Origin of the sequence: Streptomyces sp. NPDC048288 (assembly GCF_043201555.1) — a bacterium.
GTDB lineage: Bacteria > Actinomycetota > Actinomycetes > Streptomycetales > Streptomycetaceae > Streptomyces.
The window spans coordinates 42,595-60,416 of the sequence record NZ_JBICZD010000006.1 but is presented as its reverse complement, the minus strand read 5'-3'; the positions used below and the strand labels follow the sequence as shown (position 1 = coordinate 60,416).

Genomic DNA, 17,822 nt, shown 5'->3' with positions numbered 1-17,822 from the left:
TCAGCCCCGGTTCTGTACGTGCTGGTAGCCGAAACGGCCCTTGATGCAGAGATTGCCGTGGGTCACCGGGTTGTCGTGCGGAGAGGTGACCTTCACTATCTCATTGTCCTGCACATGGAGCGTGAGGTTGCAGCCCACACCGCAGTACGCGCACACGGTGGTCGTCTCCGTCTGCCGGGAGGCGTCCCAGGTGCCCGCCGCCCGCATGTCGAACTCCGACTTGAACGACAGCGCCCCGGTGGGGCAGACCTCCACGCAGTTCCCGCAGTAGACACAGGCCGAGTCGGTCAGCGGGGCGTCGTGCTCGACCGCGATCCGGGCGTCGAAGCCGCGCCCGGTGACGGAGATCGCGAAGCTGTTCTGCCACTGGTCGCCGCAGGCGTCCACGCACTTGTAGCAGAGGATGCACTTGTCGTAGTCGCGCACATACAGATCGTTGTCGACCCTGGGTTCCTCGTCGAGCCGGGCCGCGTCGGGGCCGAAGCGGTCCGGTTTCGCCTCGTACTCCTTGATCCACTCGGTCGCCCCCGGGGTCGTCGACAGGTCCACCGAGGAGGCCAGCAGCTCCAGTACGATCTTGCGGCTGTGCCGGACGCGTTCGGTGCCGGTGCCGACCACCATCCCCGGCTCGGCCCTGCGGGAGCAGGCCGGTACGAGGGTCCTCGACCCCTCCACCTCCACCACGCAGACCCGGCAGGCGTTCTTCGGGCGCAGGGTGTCACCCTCGCACAGGGTCGGGATGTCCTTCCCGGCCGCCCGGCAGGCGTCCAGGATCGTCGAGCCCTCCGGGACCCGCGCCTGTTCGCCGTCGATGGTGAACTCCAGCAGCCGGCGCGGGATCCCCAGCGGTGTGACGGTCATTCGTACGCCCCCAGACGGTCGATGGCGGATTCCACGGCGTTCCACGCGGTCTGCCCGAGACCGCAGATCGAGGCGTCCCGCATCGCCCGCCCGACCTCGCGCAGCAGGGCGATGTCCCCGGCCGCCTCGGCTCCGGTGCGCGCGACGATCCGGTGCAGCGCCTCCTCCTGCCGGACCGTCCCGACCCGGCAGGGCACGCACTGCCCGCAGGACTCGTCCCGGAAGAACTCGGCGATGCGCAGCAGGATTCGGGGGAGCGGCACGGTGGCGTCGAAGGCCATCACCACGCCCGAGCCGAGCGTGGTGCCCGCCTCCCGGGTGCCCTCGAAGGTGAGCGGGACGGCGAGTTCGTCCGGTCGTACGAAGCCGCCCGCCGCGCCGCCGAGCAGCACCGCCCGCAAGTCGTCGCGCACTCCGGCCAGTTCGAGGAGCTCGCCGAGGGTGGCGCCGAAGGGGAGTTCGTAGATGCCCGGGCGGGCCACGCTCCCGGACACGCAGAACAGCTTGGGCCCGGTGGACCTCTCCGTCCCGATCGCCGCGTACGCCGGGGCGCCCATGGTCAGGATCGGCAGGACGTTGACCAGCGTCTCCACGTTGTTCTCGACCGTCGGCTTCCCGAACAGCCCCTTCTCCACCGGGAACGGCGGCTTGGAGCGGGGCTCGCCGCGGTACCCCTCGATGGAGTTGAACAGGGCCGTCTCCTCACCGCAGATGTACGCGCCCGCCCCGCGCCGGATCTCGATGTCGAAGGCGAAGCCCTGGCCGAGGACGTCGTCGCCGAGGAAGCCCCGGGCCCGCGCCTGGTCGATCGCGTGCCGGACCCGGCGGACCGCCCGCGGGTACTCACCGCGGATGTAGAGGAGGCCCCGGTGCGCGCCGATCGCGTACGCGGCGATCGTCATCGCCTCGACCAGCGCGTACGGATCGCCCTCCATGATCACCCGGTCCTTGAAGGTGCCCGGTTCGGACTCGTCGGCGTTGCAGACGAGGTAGTGCGGACGGTCGGGCTGGGACGCCGTGGCCTGCCACTTGCGGCCGGTGGGGAAGGCGGCGCCGCCGCGCCCGACCAGGCCCGAGTCGGTGACCTCGCGGATGACCCCGGCGGGGCCGAGGCCGAAGGCGTGGCGCAGGGCGGTGTAGCCGCCGTACGCGCGGTAGTCGTCCAGGGACGCCGGATCGACCACGCCCACCCGCCTCAGCAGGATGAGCCCTTCCCGACCGGCCTGCGGCACCGCCATCGCCGCGGGCGGCTCCTCCGGCGCGGAGTCGGGCGCGGTCGCCGCGAGGACGGCCGCGGTCACGGTCGCCGGCGCCGACACCGCCGTGTGCACCGGGTCGCCCGCCCGGACGGCGAGGGCCGCCGGGGCGCGCTCGCACAGGCCCAGACAGGGGCTGCGCTCCAGGTGCACCCCGGGGCCGAGGCGCTCCTCGACCCCGGCGCACAGGTCCGCGGCCCCGGCCGCCGTGCACGCCAGGTCGGTGCAGACGTGCAGGACGGTCGCGGGGCGGGGCCGCACGGAGAACATCGCGTAGAAGGTGGCGACGCCGTAGGCCTCGGCCGGGGGCACCGTCAGCCGGCGGCACAGGTAGTCGAGGGCGCCCTCGCTGATCCAGCCGATCCGGTCGTTGACCGCGTGCAGCCCCGGCAACAGCAGGTCGCGGCGGTCCCTGGCCTCGCGGCCGCCGCGCGCCCACCGCAGATCCTGATCGGAACGGTCGGCGCCCTCCCAGGAGGACTCCGGAGGGCCCAACAGGGCGTCCACGGCCGCCCGTTCCTCGTCCGTCGGTTTGCTGTCGCCGAAGTGCAGGTCCACCTGTGTCACCTCACGATGGTCGCGACCGGGAGCTTGTCGATACGGATCGCCGACGCCTTGAACTCCGCCGTCCCCGCGATCGGGCAGTTCGCCTCGATCGTCAGCTGGTTGGTGTCCACCTCGTCGGGAAAGTGCATGGTCATGAAGGCGAGACCGGGACGCAGCGCCGTGTCGATCCAGACCGGGGCCACCACCGCGCCCCGCCGCGAGGACACCTGGACCTCCTCGCCGACGGCCACCCCGTACCGCTCGGCGTCCTCCGGGCACAGCTCGACGTACTCGCCGCGGCGCAGCGGGGAGGCGTAACCGCCGCTCTGCACACCGGTGTTGTAGGAGTCGAGGCGACGGCCGGTGGTGAGCCGGATGGGGTACTCCTCGTCGGTGAGGTCGACCGGCGGATCGTGCTGGACCAGCCCGAAGGGGGCCGGCCTCCCGCGCCTCGCCGGGTCCTTCTCCCACAACCGGCCGTGCAGATAGGTCGGTTCGAGCCGGTCGGTGCTGGGACAGGGCCACTGGATGCCCTGGTGCTCGGCCAGCCGGTCGTACGTCATCCCGAAGTGGTCCGGGGAGACCGACCGCAGCTCGTTCCAGACGGCCTCCGCGTCGGCGTACTTCCAGTCGTGGCCGAGCCGGGCGGCCAGCTCGCAGAGGATGTCGATGTCCTCGCGGGCCTCGCCGGGCGGGGTGACGGCCCGGCGCACCCGCTGGACCCGCCGCTCGCTGTTGGTGGTCGTGCCCTCGGTCTCCGCCCAGCCCGCGGTGGCCGGGAGCACCACGTCCGCCAGCTCGGCCGTCCTCGTCAGGAAGATGTCCTGCACGACGAGGAAGTCCAGGGCCCGCAGCCGTCGTACGGCCTGCTCGCTGTCGGCCTCCGACTGGGCCGGGTTCTCGCCGATGCAGTAGACCGCCCTGAGCGAGCCCTCCTCCATCGCCTCGAACATCTCGGTGAGGTTCAGCCCGTAGTGCGGCTGGATCACCGTGTTCCAGGCCGACTCGAACTTCAGCCGGGTGCCGGGGTCGAGGATGTCCTGGAAGCCGGGCAGGCGGTTGGGGATGGCGCCCATGTCGCCGCCGCCCTGCACGTTGTTCTGGCCGCGCAGCGGCTGCAGCCCGGCGCCCCAGCGGCCCACCTGACCGGTGAGCAGGGAGAGGTTGATCAGGGCGCGGACGTTGTCGGTGCCGTTGTGGTGCTCGGTGATGCCGAGGGTCCAGCACAGCTGGGCGCGCTCGGCGCGGGCGTAGGCGTGCGCCAACTCCCGTATCGCCCGGGCCGGTACGCCCGTCACCTTCTCCGCGAGCGAGAGCGTCCAGGGTTCGACGAGCGCCCGGTACTCCTCGAAGCCGGTCGTCGCCCGCTCGATGAACGCCTCGTTGGCGAGCCCCGCGTGGATGATCTCCCGGCCGATCGCGTGCGCCATCGGGATGTCCGTGCCGACGTTCAGCCCGAGCCAGCTCTCCGCCCACTCGGCGGTGGAGGTGCGGCGCGGGTCGACGGCGTACATCCGGGTGCCGTTCCTGATCCCCTTCAGCACGTGCTGGAAGAAGATCGGGTGCGCGAAGCGGGCGTTGGAGCCCCACATCACGATGACGTCGGTCTGCTCGATCTCCTCGTACGAGGAGGTACCGCCGCCGGAGCCGAAGGCGGCGCTCAGGCCCGCCACGCTCGGGGCGTGGCAGGTCCGGTTGCAGGAGTCGACGTTGTTGGTGCCCATCACCACCCGGGCGAACTTCTGGGCCACGTAGTTCATCTCGTTGGTGGCGCGGGCGCAGGAGAACATCCCGAACGCGTCGCGATTGCGCTCCAGACCGCGGGCCGCCCGGTCCAGGGCCTCCTCCCAGGTCGCCTGCCGGAAGGGCTCGTCACGGGAGTCCCGGACCAGGGGGTGGGTCAGCCGGGTGTAGGTCTTCTGCTGCCGTTTCCTCATGCGGCGCTCCTCGACGGTCATGCGGCGCTCCTCAGCGCGAGCAGGTCCGAGATGGCGTGCACGGTGCGCAGGGTGGGCACCTCCACGCCGGTGATCTCCGCCAGTTCGACGACGGCCGCGAGCAGGACGTCGAGTTCCAGCGGCTTGCCGCGCTCCAGGTCCTGGAGCGTGGAGGTGCGGTGGTCGCCGACCTTCTCGGCGCCCGCGAGCCGGCGTTCTATGGAGACCCCGACCTCGCAGCCGAGTGCCTCGGCGACGTCCAGCGTCTCGCGCATCATGATCTCGATGACCCGGCGGGTGCCGCCGTGCAGGCACATCTGCCGCATGGTGGCCCGGGCCAGGGCGCTGATCGGGTTGAAGGAGATGTTGCCGAGCAGCTTGAGCCAGATGTCGTTGCGCAGGTCCGGCTCCACCGGGCACTTCAGCCCGCCGGTCTGCATCGCCTCGCTCAGCCGCAGACAGCGCTGGGAGACGCTGCGGTCGGGCTCGCCGACGGAGAACCGGGTGCCCTCCAAGTGCCTTACCACGCCCGGGGCTTCGAGCTCGGTGGCCGCGTAGACCACACAGCCGACGGCGCGTTCGGGGGCGAGGACGGCGCTGACGGTGCCGCCCGGGTCGACGCTCTCCACGCGGTGGCCGTCGTGGGGGCCGCCGTGCCGGTGGAAGTACCACCAGGGGATGCCGTTCTGGGCGGCGACCACCGCCGTGCGCTCGGACAGCAGCGGCTCGATCAGCGGCCCGCACGCCGCGTACGAGTTCGCCTTCAGGCCGAGGAAGACATAGTCGACCGGGCCGACCTCGGCCGGGTCGTCGGTGGCGTGGGCGTGCGCGGTGAAGTCTCCGCGCGGGCTCAGCACCCGTACTCCGTACTGCCTCATGGCCGCCAGATGGGGTCCACGGGCGATGAGATGCACATCGGCGCCCGCGCGGTGGAGCGCGGCACCGACGTAGGCGCCGATCGCACCGGCGCCGAGGACTGCGACTTTCACGGAACGCTCCGTTCGGTTTGAGGGATACCGCGGAGGTGGTCGGCGGAGAAGGCTGACCGAATCGTGTCGACGAAATATTGTCTACAGTATGGGGTCGTGGCCGACAAGGGTTCCGGCAGCGACCGTTCGGCGCATTCTGGATACCGCTCACCGCATACGATCGAGTCGTCGGGTTCTCAACCACCTGACGTGGCCCTACCGTTCGGGACTCATGAGCAGCCCCCCTGTCGCACCGCCGGGCTGGAGCCGTTGGCTCGTCCCGCCCGCCGCCCTCTCCGTCCATCTCTCCATCGGCCAGGCCTACGCCTGGAGTGTGTTCAAGCCGTCGCTCGAATCCGCGCTGAACCTGAGCGGCACCCAGAGCGCGCTGCCCTTCCAGCTCGCGATCGTGATGCTCGGTCTGTCCGCCGCGTTCGGCGGCACCCTCGTCGAGCGCAACGGACCGCGCTGGGCCATGACGGTGGCCCTGATCTGCTTCTCCACCGGCTTCCTGATCTCCGCCCTCGGCGCCGAGACCAAGCAGTACTGGCTGATCGTCCTGGGCTACGGCTTCGTCGGCGGCATCGGCCTCGGCATCGGGTACATCTCGCCGGTCTCCACATTGATCAAGTGGTTCCCGGACCGGCCCGGCATGGCCACCGGCATCGCGATCATGGGCTTCGGCGGCGGCGCGCTGATCGCCTCGCCCTGGTCCGCGCAGATGCTCTCGTCCTTCGGCAGTGACAACGATGGCATCGCGCTCGCCTTCCTGGTGCACGGGCTGTCGTACGCCGTCTTCATGACCCTCGGCGTGCTGCTGATCCGCGTCCCGCGGACCGAGAAGCCGGTCGCCGACGCGCCGAGCGCCTTCGAGGGCGTGCAGGTCTCCGCGAACAGCGCGATCCGCACCCCGCAGTTCTGGTGCCTGTGGGTCGTGCTCTGCATGAACGTGACCGCGGGCATCGGCATCCTGGAGAAGGCCGCCCCGATGATCACGGACTTCTTCGCCGACAGCTCGACCCCGGTCACGGTGTCCGCGGCGGCCGGGTTCGTGGCGCTGCTGTCCGCCGCCAACATGGCGGGCCGGATCGGCTGGTCCTCCACCTCCGACCTGATCGGCCGCAAGAACATCTACCGGGTGTACCTGGGCGTGGGCGCCCTGATGTACCTGCTCATCGCGCTCTTCGGCGACTCCTCCAAGCCGCTGTTCATCCTCTGCGCGCTGGTGATCCTCTCCTTCTACGGCGGCGGTTTCGCGACCGTCCCCGCCTATCTGAAGGACCTCTTCGGCACCTACCAGGTCGGCGCCATCCACGGCCGGCTGCTCACCGCCTGGTCGCTGGCCGGCGTGCTCGGCCCGCTGATCGTCAACTGGATCGCCGACCACCAGAAGGACGCCGGCAAGCACGGCGCCGACCTGTACACCCTGTCCTTCTCCATCATGATCGGCCTGCTCGTCGTCGGCTTCATAGCCAACGAACTCGTCCGGCCGGTCGACGCCCGCCACCACATTCCAGCGCCGAGGGAGGCCGCCGATGTCGAACGAGAGCAGCCCGCCCAGTCCTGACCGCCGCTGGCTGATCGCGCTCGCCTGGGTCTGGGTGGGCGCGCCCTTCGCCTACGGGGTGTACGAACTCGTACAGAAAGCGACACAGCTGTTCAACGGGTGAACCGGGAGCATGCTCGGGCGTCCGAGGGTCTGCAAGAAGCCGACAACTCGGACGCCCGTTTCCTGTGGCCTTACGTGCCGTCGTACCCGTGAGTCACTGAACAGACTGGTGGGCCCAGACCGAGGCAACGAGGGGGCTCCACCACCCATGAACGGCTCGCGCATCGCCGCCGTCGGCCACTACCAGCCCGCCAGGGTACTCACCAACGAGGACCTGGCGGACATGGTCGACACCAGTGACGAGTGGATCCGCAGCCGGGTGGGCATCCGCACCCGGCACATCGCCGGACCCGACGAACCCGTGGACGAGCTTGCCGCGCACGCCGCCGCCAAGGCCCTCGCCGCGGCCGGTCTCACCCCCGCGGACATCGACCTGGTCCTGGTCGCCACCTCCACCGCGATCGACCGCTCCCCGAACACCGCCGCCCGGGTCGCCGCCCGGCTCGGCATCCCGGGGCCCGCCGCGATAGACGTCAACGTGGTCTGCGCCGGCTTCACCCACGCGCTCGCCACCGCCGACCACACGGTCCGGGCGGGCGCCGCCACCCGGGCCCTGGTCATCGGCGCCGACAAGATGTCCGAGGTCACGGACTGGACCGACCGCACGACCTGCGTCCTGGTCGGCGACGGGGCGGGCGCGGCCGTGGTCGAGGCCTGCGGGCCGGGCGAGGAGCCCGGGATCGGACCGGTCCTGTGGGGTTCCGTCCCCGAGATGAGCCACGCCGTACGGATCGAGGGCACCCCGCCCCGGTTCGCGCAGGAGGGGCAGAGCGTCTACCGCTGGGCCACCACCCAGCTGCCGCCCATCGCGCGGCGCGCGTGCGAGAAGGCGGGCGTGGACCCCGTCGACCTCGCGGCGGTCGTCCTGCACCAGGCCAACCTGCGGATCATCGAGCCGCTCGCGGCGAAGATCGGCGCGGTCAACGCCGTCATCGCGCGGGACGTCACCGAATCCGGCAACACCTCGGCCGCGAGCATCCCGCTGGCCCTCTCCAAGCTGGTCGAGCAGGGGCGGATCTCCGGCGGCGACCCGGTGCTGCTGTTCGGCTTCGGCGGCAACCTGTCGTACGCCGGACAGGTCGTGCGCTGCCCCTGAGGTCCGCCGAGGTCTCCGGAGGGGCGCACACGCCGATGTGATGCGCCCAACTCCCGCCCCGCCTGGCCTTTGTGCACCGTAGACTGTAGACGAAAGACAATCGATACTGGGATGGACTCTCTGCGCGTCTGACGAGGAGGGGGAGACCGATGTTGTCTGCCGGACTGCCGCAGGGCGCGGTGCCGAAGCTGGAACGCCCCGGCCCGCTCCGCGACCGCGTGTACGAGGCACTGCTGGAGCTCATCACCACGCGTGCCCTCCAGCCCGGCCAGCACCTCGTCGAGAGCGAACTCGCCGGGCACCTCGGAGTCTCCCGCCAGCCGGTCCGCGAGGCACTGCAGCGCCTGAACACCGAGGGCTGGGTGGACCTCCGGCCCGCGCAGGGCGCCTTCGTCCACGAGCCGACGGAGGAGGAGGCCGACCAACTCCTCACCGTCCGCACCCTGCTGGAGGCGGAGGCGGCCCGGCTCGCGGCGGCCAACGCGAACAGCGCCGGAGTGGCCGCCCTGGAATCCCTCTGCGCCGAGGGCGAGAGGGCCGTCGCCGCGGACGACGTGGACGGCGCCGTCGCCCTGAACGCCGCCTTCCACACCAAGATCATGACCCTCGCCGGCAACACCGTCCTCGCCGAACTCGCCGCCCAGGTCGACCGCCGCGTCCGCTGGTACTACACCCCGGTGGCCCGCCAACGCGGCCACCAGTCCTGGATCGAACACCGCGAACTCATCGCCGCGATCACCGCCCGGGACGAGCAACTGGCGACCACCCTGATGCGCGAACACACCGAGCACACGCGGCGGTCGTACCACGAGCGGGCGACGTCCTGACGGACCGCTACCCGTCGTCGCGGCACAGGCAGAAGGGGTGTCCGGCGGGGTCGAACAGTACGCGCACGTGGTCCTGCGGCTGGTCCGGTGCGAGGGAGGCGCCCAGGGCGACGGCCTCGGTGACCGCCTCGTCCAGGTCGGCGACCTGGAAGTCGAGGTGCATCATCGTGCGCTGCGCGCCGTCCGTCGGCGGCCAGGTGGGCGGCCGATATCCGGGGGCCTCCTGGAAGACGATGTACACGGCTCCCTGGGGCGGGGCGAGGACGGCCGTCCCGGGCTCCTCGTGGACGATCGGCCACTCCAGCAGTTCCGCGTAGAAGCGGGCCAGGAGGCCAGGGTCCGGTGCTTCCAGAGCCGTTCCCCACCACATGCCGCTTGTCCGGGATCGCATGGTTGAACCTATCGCGGCGGGCCGCTGCCCGGGGCGGGAGCGGGCAGGCCGACGAGCCCTGGGGCAGCGGTGCCCCCAGGGCCCGTCGGACGCCGGACGCGGACGGTACGAGACGACCCCGGGGGCCGTCAGGTCACCGCCTGCGGTTGCGCCGTCACCACCTTCGTGCCGGTGCCTGTCTCGCGGCCCGGCTGGCGGAGGAGGAGGGCGACGCCCGCCGCGAGCATCGAGATGCCGCCGGCGAGGGCGTAGGCGCCGTTGTAGCCCCAGGCGCCGACGACCATGGAGCCGAGGCCGCCGCCGAAGAGGCCGCTGATGAGTTTGCCGCTGTAGACGAGGCCGTAGTTGGTGGCGTTGTAGTTCTCGCCGAAGTAGTCCGGGGTGAGGGCGGCGAAGAGCGGGTAGAAGGCGCCGCCGCCGAAGCCGGAGAGGAAGGCGAAGAAGAGGAACAGCCACTCGCTCTTGATGTCACCGGCCCAGATCACGCCGAACTGGGCGAGACCGAGGACGACGATGACGAAGACGAGGGTCGGTTTGCGGCCGAGGCGGTCGGAGAGCCAGCCGACCACGCCGCGGCCGATGCCGTTGATGACCGCCATCACGCCCATGGAGGAGGCCGCGACCAGGGGGCCGAAGCCGACGTCCTTCGCGAAGTCCACCTGGAAGGAGATGCCGAAGATCGAGACGCCGGCCGTCATGACGATCGCGATCCACATCAGCGGGAGCATGCCGGTGCGGATCGCCTCCTTCGGGGTGAACTGCCGTACCGCCGGGGGGTTCTTGGCGAGGGCCGTCGCGGTCCTGGTGCCGCCCGTGTGGGTGAGCGGGTCGATGTCGGCCGGCCACCAGTTCTTCGGCGGGTCCTTGAAGAAGAACGCGGTGACCAGGACGACGACCATCACGTAGGCGCCGATCAGGTCCAGGACGCGGTGGTAGTTGGCCGTGTCGAAGGCGTAGTTGAAGATGAAGATGAAGGGGAGCGAGCCGTAGGCGAAGCCGCCGTTCACGAAACCCGTGCGGGCGCCCCGGCGTTCGGGGAACCACTTGCCGACCATGTTGATGCAGGTCGCGTAGACGAGGCCGGAGCCGAGGCCGCCGATCACACCGAAACCTATGATCGCCAGCCAGATCTCGCTGATGTGGGAGAGGGCCAGGAAGCCGATCAGGCACATCACGGAGCCGGTGTACATGGCGCGACGGGCGGTCAGGATGCCCTTCTCGCGCAGCCAGCCCGCCGGGAAGGCGATGCCGGCCTGGAAGAACACCCAGACGCTCAGGATCCAGAAGGTGTTGGACTGCGTCCAGCCGTGCGCGTGGGACAGGGTGTCCTCCGCGGAGCCGTACGCGTACTCGAAGACGCTGATGGCCATCATGGCGATCCAGGGCAGGTACACCATGATGTTGCGGGAGTGGCCGAGGATGTCCCGGTCGGTCTCGCCGATCCGGTAGACGCGGCCGCGGGCGTCCGTGACCTCGCGGTACGGGCGCCGTCCGGCACCGGTGCTGTTCGTGGCTACAGGGTCTGCCGTCATGTCACGCCATCTCCTCGCCGAGCGGCTGCGGGTTGGGGACGATGCGCCGGGCGCTGGGCCTGCCCGGTGCCTTGAGGAAGAGGGCCAGCACTGCGGAGGCCAGGCCGACGGAGCCCGCGAGCACGAACGCGCCGTCGTAGTCCCACTCGCCGACGACGACCGCGCCCAGACCGGAGCCCACCAGGCCGGAGATCAGCTTGGAGCTGTAGACCATCCCGTAGTTGGTGGCGTTGTTGTTCTCACCGAAGTAGTCCGCCGTCATGGCCGCGAAGAGCGGGAAGATCGCCCCGCCGCCGAAGCCGGAGACCATGGAGCAGAACAGGAAGAACGGCATGCTGCCCATCTGGCCGGAGACCAGCACGCCGAACTGTGCCGTGCCGAGCACGATGCAGACGATGATGAGCGTGTTGCGGCGGCCGTAGCGGTCGGAGATCCAGCCGATGACGCCGCGGCCGGTGCCGTTGACGATGGCCTTCAACGACATCGCCGTGGCGACGATCCCGCCCGCGAAGCCCATGTCCTTGCCGAACGGCACCTGGAAGGCGATGCCGAAGATGTTGATTCCGGCCGTGCAGAGCAGACAGAACCACATCATCCACAGGACCGGGGTACGGGCGGCCTCCTTCGGGGTGTACTGCTTGATCGCCGGCGGGTTCTTCTCCAACGCCCGCCGTATCTTGGGATCCTGAGTAACCGTCAGCGGATCGACGTGCGGCGGCCACCAGTTCTTCGGCGGGTCCTTGAAGAACCAGCCGGCCGACGCCACCACCAGGCACAGCCCGATGCCGACCGAGGAGAGGAGCACCTTGTAGTTGCTCAGGTCGAGGACCGAGGTGAAGAGGAAGACGAAGGGCACGGACCCGTAGGCGAAACCACCGTTCACGAAGCCGGTCTTGCCGCCCTTGCGCTCCGGATACCACTTGCCGACCATGTTCACGCAGGTCGCGTAGACGAGACCGGCGCCGATACCGCTGCACATGCCGAAGCCGAAGTAGGCGACGACCACGTTCGGTGCGAACGCCAGCGACACATAGCCCAGCAGCGTGCCGACCGCGCCGATCAGCATGGCCGTCCGCGCGGGGAGCCGTCCGCTCTCCCGCAGCTGCCCGGCCGGGAAGGCCACGGCCGCCTGGAAGAACACCCAGACGCCCATCAGCCAGAAGATGTGCCCGCTGCTCCACAGATGCGCCTCGTGGAGCGTGTCCTCCGCCGACGTGAACGCGTACTCGGCGGAGCTGATGCCCATCATGCCCACCCAGGGCAGGATGACCATCCACTTGCGTGTGCGGCCCATGAGATCGACATCGCGTTCGCCGATCCGGTACGTGCGGCCATTGCGGTCCGTCACCTCCCTGAAAGGGACGGACGTCGATAGATCGATGGATGACATGTCTGCTCAGCACCCCTTGCGTCGAAAGTTCTGGCCAGCGCCCCCTGTCCAATGCCTTTCGTGCGCGCACGGGTCCCGGGGCCGGCCGACGACGCGCTCGCCGGCCGGCCCCTTCCTCGGCTACGTCATGACGCGCCCCCCAGCAGTCCGCTCCCCAACAGCCCGGCCGCCCGCGCCCAGCGGTACTTGGCGCCGAGCACGGCCACCGGCCGTTCGGTCGTGTACGGGTACGCCACGACCCCCCGCTCGTACAGGTACTGGCAGGCCTCCTCGACCTCGACGTCCCCCGCGAGCGAGGCGACGACCGGCTTCTCGATGCCCCGCTCCCGGAACTCCGCGACCACGCGGGCCGTCAGTTCGGCGAAGACCATCGGCGGGGTGACGATGGTGTGCCAGTAGCCGAGGACCAGCGCGTGGATCCGCGGGTCCTCAAGACCGAGCCGGATCGTCGCCTCGTACGTCGACGGCGGCTCGCCGCCCGTGATGTCCACCGGATTGCCGGCGGCGCCGAACGGCGGGATGAAGCGGCGGAACGCCTCGTCCAGGTCCGGCGGTATCTCCATCAGGGTCAGCCCGTTGTCGGTGATCGCGTCGGAGAGGAGCACGCCACTGCCGCCGGCGCCGGTGATGATCACGACGTTGTCGCCCTGCGGGGCCGGCAGCACCGGCAGGCCGCGCGCGTACTCCAGCATGTCGTTCAGGCCGGGCGCGCGGATCACGCCCGCCTGCCGCAGGATGTCGTCGTACACCGCGTCGTCGCCCGCGAGCGCGCCCGTGTGCGAACCGGCCGCCTTGGCACCGGCCGCCGTACGGCCCGCCTTGAGGACCACGACCGGCTTCTTCGGTACGGTCGCCCGCGCGGCCTCCACGAAGGCGCGGCCGTCCTTCAGGTCCTCCAGGTGCATCGCGATGCACTCGGTGTGCGGGTCCTCGCCGAACCAGGTCAGCAGGTCGTCCTCGTCCAGGTCCGACTTGTTGCCGAGCCCGACGATCGCCGACACACCCGTCTTCGTGGTCCGGGCGAAGCCGAGGATGGCCATGCCGATCCCGCCCGACTGGGACGTCAGCGCCACCCCGCCCTTCACGTCGTACGGCGTGCAGAACGTGGCGCACAGGTCCTGCCAGGTGGAGTAGTAGCCGTAGATGTTCGGGCCGAGGAGGCGGATGCCGTACCGCTCGCCGATGGCGACGATCTCGGCCTGGAGCTCCTCCTCGCCGGTCTCCGCGAAACCGGACGGGATCAGGACGGCGTTGGGGATCCTCTTCCGGCCCACCTCCTCCAGCGCCGCCGCGACGAACTTGGCGGGAATGGCGAAGACGGCCACATCCACCTCACCGGGAACGTCCGTGACACTCTTGTACGCCTTGCGGCCCAGAATGTCATCGGCCTTGGGATTCACCGGATGGATCTCCCCGGCGAAGCCGCCGTCCACGAGGTTGCGCATCACCGAATTGCCGATCTTGCCCTGCTCGTTGGAGGCACCGATCACGGCGACCGAGCGGGGCTGCATCAGCCGGCGCATGGACTCCAGGATCTCCTCGCGCGTGTACTTCCTGCGCTCCGGCGGCTGCTTCTCCGCGAGGATGATGCGGATGTCGGCGGCGATGGCGCCCTCCGGCGTGGCGATCACCGGGTTGAGGTCCACCTCGGCGATCTCCGGGAAGTCCGCGACCAGTTGGGAGACCCGGCGGATCTGCTCGGCGACCGCCCAGCGGTCCACCCCGGCCTGCCCGCGCACCCCGCGCAGCACCTCGGCCGCCTTGATCGAGTCCAGCATCGACAGCGCCTCGTCGGCGGAGACGGGCGCGAGCCGGAAGGTCACGTCCTTCAGCACCTCGACCAGCACCCCGCCGAGCCCGAACGCGACGACCTTCCCGAAGGTCGGGTCGGTGACCGCGCCGACGATCACCTCCGTGCCCTTCGGCAGCAACTCCTGCACCTGGACGCCCTCGATGCGGGCATCCGCGTCGTAGCCGCGCGCGTTCTCGATGATCCGGTGGAAGGCCGCGCGCACGTCCGCCGCGCCCTCGACGCCCACGATCACCCCGCCCGCGTCGGTCTTGTGCAGGATGTCCGGCGAGACGATCTTCATGACGACCGGTCCGCCGAAGCGCGCCGCGTACGCCACCGCCTCGTCGACGTCGGTCGCCACCTCCTCGCCCGGTACGGCGATCCCGTACGCGTCGGCGATCACCTTGCCCTCGGGCGCGGTGAGTGCGGTACGGCCCTCGGCCCGCACGGAGTCGAGGAGCGCGCGGACCCGCAGCTCCCGGTCCTCTGCCATCACGTCAGATCACTCCGTTCGACTTGAGCAGGCGCAACTCTTCGTCGCCGAGACCGAGTTCGCCGATGTAGACGGCTTCGTTGTGCTCGCCGAGCAGGGGCGAACTGGTGACGTCGACCGGGGAGTCGGAGAGCTTGAGCGGGCTGCCGACGGTGACGAACTCGCCGCGCTCGGGGTGCGGGACGGTCACCACCATCTCGTTGGCGACCAGCGACTCGTCCTCGATGATCTCCTTGGTGGAGAGGATCGGCCCGCACGGGATGTTGTGGGCGTTGAGCTGCTCCAGCACCTCCCACTTGGGGAGCGTCGAGGACCACTCCTCGATCAGCTGGAACATCTTGCCGAGCTTGGGGAGGCGGGACTCCGGGGTCGCCCACTCGGGGTCGTCCGCCAGCTCGGGCCGGCCGATCAGCTGCGTGATCGGCTGCCACCCGACGGGCTGCACGATCACGTACACGTAGTCGTTCGGGCCGCCCGGCGCGCACTGGACCGCCCAGCCGGGCTGGCCGCCGCCGGAGGCGTTGCCGGAGCGGGGCACCTCGTCGCCGAAGTCCTCGTTCGGGTACTCGGCGAGCCGGCCGTGGGCGAGCCGCTGCTGGTCGCGGAGCTTCACCCGGCAGAGGTTGAGCACGGCGTGCTGCATGGCGACGTTGACGCGCTGGCCGCGCCCGGTGTGCTCGCGCTGGAAGAGTGCCGCCAGTATTCCGGCTACTGTATGCACTCCGGTGCCCGAGTCGCCGATCTGTGCGCCCGTGGCCAGCGGCGGGCCGTCCTCGAAGCCGGTGGTCGACATCGACCCGCCCATCGCCTGGGCGACGACCTCGTACGCCTTGAAGTTGGTGTACGGGCCGTCCCCGAACCCCTTGATGGAGGCGTAGACGATCCGGGGGTTGATCTCCTTGATGCGGTCCCAGGTGAACCCCATCCGGTCGACCGCGCCGGGACCGAAGTTCTCCACCATCACGTCCGAGCGCCGGATCAGCTCGGTCAGGAGCTCCTTGCCGCGCTCGGTCTTGGTGTTGAGGGTGATGCTCCGCTTGTTGCAGTTGAGCATCGTGAAGTAGAGGGAGTCGACGTCCGGGAGGTCGCGCAGCTGCTTGCGCGTGATGTCACCGGACGGCGCCTCCAGCTTGACCACGTCCGCGCCGAGCCAGGCGAGCAGCTGGGTGGCGGAGGGGCCGGACTGGACATGGGTCATGTCGAGGACGCGAATGCCCTCAAGTGCCTTGGTGGTCATGGGCGTTCCACCTCACTTGTACATGGTCTGGTTCATGGTTCCGGGGGCGTACGCGTCCGGGTCGACCCAGACGTTGATCAGCGACGGCTTGCCCGACTCCCGGGCCCGGCGCAGCGCGGGGCCGATGTCGGCGGGGTCGCGGACCTCCTCGCCGTAACCGCCCAGCATCTGGGCGAACTTGTCGTAGTGGACGTCCCCGAGGGTGTTGCCGACCCGCTCGCGCTCCTTGCCGTACTTGGCGGCCTGGCCGTAACGGATCTGGTTCATCGAGGAGTTGTTGCCGACGATCCCGACGAACGGGAGGTCGTAGCGGACCAGGGTCTCGAAGTCCCAGCCGGTGAGCGAGAAGGCGCCGTCCCCGAAGAGGGCGACCACCTCCTTGTCGGGGCGGGCCTGCTTGGCGGCGAGCACGAAGGGGACACCGACGCCGAGGGTGCCGAGCGGACCGGGGTCCATCCAGTGCCCCGGCGATTTCGGCTGCACGACCTGCCCGGAGAAGGTGACGATGTCGCCGCCGTCGCCGATGTAGATGGAGTCCTCGGTGAGGAAGTCGTTGATCTCGCTGACCAGGCGGTACGGGTGGATGGGGGAGGCGTCCGACCGCAGGCTCGGCAACCGCTTCTCCAGCGCGGTCTGTTCGGCGGCGCGCAGCTCGTCCAGCCACTCCTTGCGCCGGGAGGCCCCGCCGTTCACCCGGCCCGAGGCGGCCTCCGTCACGGACTTCAGGACCAGGCCCGCGTCCCCGACGATCCCGAGGTCGATGTCCCGGTTCTTGCCGACCGTGCGGTAGTCGAGGTCGATCTGCACGACGGTCGCTTCCGGGGAGAGCCGCTTGCCGTAGCCCATGCGGAAGTCGAAGGGGGTGCCGACGATCACGATGACGTCGGCGTTGGAGAAGGCGTACCGGCGGGAGAGCTGGAAGTGGTGCGGGTCGCCGGGCGGCAGGGTGCCGCGTCCCGCGCCGTTCATGTACGCCGGAATGTTGAGGGTGCGGACCAACTCGATGGCGTCCGCGGTGCCCCGGGTCGTCCAGACCTGGCTGCCGAGCAGGATGGCCGGCTTCTCGGCGTGCACGAGCAGGTCGGCGAGCTTCTCGATCGCCTCGGGGTCGCCGGCCGAGCGGGTGGCGGCACGGTAGGCGCCCGCCTTGGGGATGCGGGCCTTCGCGGCCGGGACCTTGGCGTCGAGGACGTCGCGGGGTATCTCCAGGAAGGAAGGTCCTGGCGCGCCGTGGTAGCACTCGCGGAACGCCATGGAGACCATGTCGGCGGCGCGCGCGGTGTCCGGGACGGCGGCGGCGAACTTGGTGATCGGCGTCATCATGTCGACGTGCGGCAGGTCCTGCAGGGACCCCATCTTGTGCTGGCTGAGCGCCCCTTGGCCGCCGATCAGCAGCATCGGGGACTCCGCGCGGAAGGCGTTGGCGACTCCGGTGACCGCGTCGGTCGTACCCGGCCCGGCGGTGACGACCGCACAGCCCGGCCTGCCGGTGATGCGCGCGTAGCCGTCGGCGGCGTGGGCGGCCACCTGCTCGTGGCGGACGTCGACGACTTCTATGCCCTCGTCGACGCAGCCGTCGTAGATGTCGATGATGTGGCCGCCGCACAGGGTGTAGATGCGGTCGACCCCCTCGGCCTTCAGCGCCTTGGCAACGAGATGACCACCGGAAATCACGTCCTGGGTGTCGTCGGGCATGGCGAAGTCCTGTCCCTTCGTAGGGGGTTGGAACGCTCTCGCGGTACATTGCATACAGTCGACGAATACTGTATGAACCTTGTTATCCCGCATCCGGTGGGTGGTGTCCAGGGGGCGTGCGGCACTTTCGAG

At 70.1% G+C, this 17,822-nt stretch carries 14 protein-coding genes; 4 read left to right on the top strand and 10 right to left on the bottom strand.

Annotated features, from left to right (window positions below; all coding sequences use genetic code 11):
• From ACGFZS_RS22250 to ACGFZS_RS22235, 4 genes are read right to left on the bottom strand one after another with little or no spacing between them, the layout of a single operon-like run.
• Positions 1–861: a 2Fe-2S iron-sulfur cluster-binding protein gene (locus tag ACGFZS_RS22250; protein ID WP_393796613.1), complete on the bottom strand. Its 861-nt coding sequence runs from the start codon at positions 859–861 to the stop codon at positions 1–3.
• Positions 858–2,675, bottom strand: a complete 1,818-nt coding sequence (locus tag ACGFZS_RS22245) for an NADH-ubiquinone oxidoreductase-F iron-sulfur binding region domain-containing protein (protein WP_393796999.1) — start codon at positions 2,673–2,675, stop codon at positions 858–860. Before ACGFZS_RS22245 ends, ACGFZS_RS22250 begins: the two co-directional genes overlap by 4 nt.
• A gap of 5 nt (positions 2,676–2,680) precedes the next feature.
• The gene (locus ACGFZS_RS22240) at positions 2,681–4,600 is read right to left on the bottom strand and encodes a molybdopterin oxidoreductase family protein (protein WP_393796998.1); all 1,920 of its coding nucleotides are present in this window, start codon (positions 4,598–4,600) and stop codon (positions 2,681–2,683) included.
• 17 nt (positions 4,601–4,617) lie between these two features.
• Positions 4,618–5,589 (bottom strand): 2-dehydropantoate 2-reductase, encoded by a 972-nt coding sequence (locus ACGFZS_RS22235; protein WP_393796612.1) that lies wholly within the window; start codon positions 5,587–5,589, stop codon positions 4,618–4,620.
• 211 nt (positions 5,590–5,800) lie between these two features.
• Here ACGFZS_RS22235 and ACGFZS_RS22230 point away from each other — a divergent pair, with 211 nt between their 5' ends.
• The 4 genes from ACGFZS_RS22230 to ACGFZS_RS22215 all read left to right on the top strand — a co-directional run bounded on the left by ACGFZS_RS22230 (position 5,801) and on the right by ACGFZS_RS22215 (position 9,160).
• The gene (locus tag ACGFZS_RS22230) at positions 5,801–7,135 is read left to right on the top strand and encodes an OFA family MFS transporter (RefSeq protein WP_393796611.1); all 1,335 of its coding nucleotides are present in this window, start codon (positions 5,801–5,803) and stop codon (positions 7,133–7,135) included.
• Positions 7,104–7,238, top strand: a complete 135-nt coding sequence (locus ACGFZS_RS22225; RefSeq protein ID WP_355717584.1) for a hypothetical protein — start codon at positions 7,104–7,106, stop codon at positions 7,236–7,238. The genes ACGFZS_RS22230 and ACGFZS_RS22225 overlap by 32 nt, the downstream gene beginning before the upstream one ends.
• A gap of 147 nt (positions 7,239–7,385) precedes the next feature.
• Positions 7,386–8,333, top strand: coding sequence for a beta-ketoacyl-ACP synthase III (locus ACGFZS_RS22220; protein WP_393796610.1), 948 nt, complete (start codon positions 7,386–7,388; stop codon positions 8,331–8,333).
• Between the two features lie 149 nt (positions 8,334–8,482).
• The gene (locus ACGFZS_RS22215) at positions 8,483–9,160 is read left to right on the top strand and encodes a GntR family transcriptional regulator (RefSeq protein WP_393796609.1); all 678 of its coding nucleotides are present in this window, start codon (positions 8,483–8,485) and stop codon (positions 9,158–9,160) included.
• Between the two features lie 7 nt (positions 9,161–9,167).
• Here the strand turns inward: ACGFZS_RS22215 and ACGFZS_RS22210 are convergent, their stop codons facing one another.
• The 6 genes from ACGFZS_RS22210 to ACGFZS_RS22185 form a co-directional block, all read right to left on the bottom strand.
• Positions 9,168–9,551 (bottom strand): VOC family protein, encoded by a 384-nt coding sequence (locus ACGFZS_RS22210; RefSeq protein WP_393796608.1) that lies wholly within the window; start codon positions 9,549–9,551, stop codon positions 9,168–9,170.
• A gap of 128 nt (positions 9,552–9,679) precedes the next feature.
• Complete coding sequence (locus ACGFZS_RS22205) at positions 9,680–11,083, bottom strand: OFA family MFS transporter (protein WP_393796607.1); 1,404 nt, start codon at positions 11,081–11,083, stop codon at positions 9,680–9,682.
• A 1-nt stretch (position 11,084) separates the two neighbouring features.
• Positions 11,085–12,473 (bottom strand): OFA family MFS transporter, encoded by a 1,389-nt coding sequence (locus ACGFZS_RS22200; protein WP_393796606.1) that lies wholly within the window; start codon positions 12,471–12,473, stop codon positions 11,085–11,087.
• A gap of 125 nt (positions 12,474–12,598) precedes the next feature.
• Positions 12,599–14,758 (bottom strand): acetate--CoA ligase family protein, encoded by a 2,160-nt coding sequence (locus ACGFZS_RS22195; protein WP_393796605.1) that lies wholly within the window; start codon positions 14,756–14,758, stop codon positions 12,599–12,601.
• A gap of 4 nt (positions 14,759–14,762) precedes the next feature.
• Positions 14,763–15,995 carry a formyl-CoA transferase gene (gene frc / locus ACGFZS_RS22190; RefSeq protein WP_362590531.1) on the bottom strand — a complete coding sequence of 411 codons (1,233 nt, stop codon included), beginning with the start codon at positions 15,993–15,995 and terminating at the stop codon, positions 14,763–14,765.
• 12 nt (positions 15,996–16,007) lie between these two features.
• Positions 16,008–17,690 carry a thiamine pyrophosphate-binding protein gene (locus ACGFZS_RS22185; RefSeq protein ID WP_393796604.1) on the bottom strand — a complete coding sequence of 561 codons (1,683 nt, stop codon included), beginning with the start codon at positions 17,688–17,690 and terminating at the stop codon, positions 16,008–16,010.
• Between the last annotated feature and the right edge of the window lie 132 nt (positions 17,691–17,822).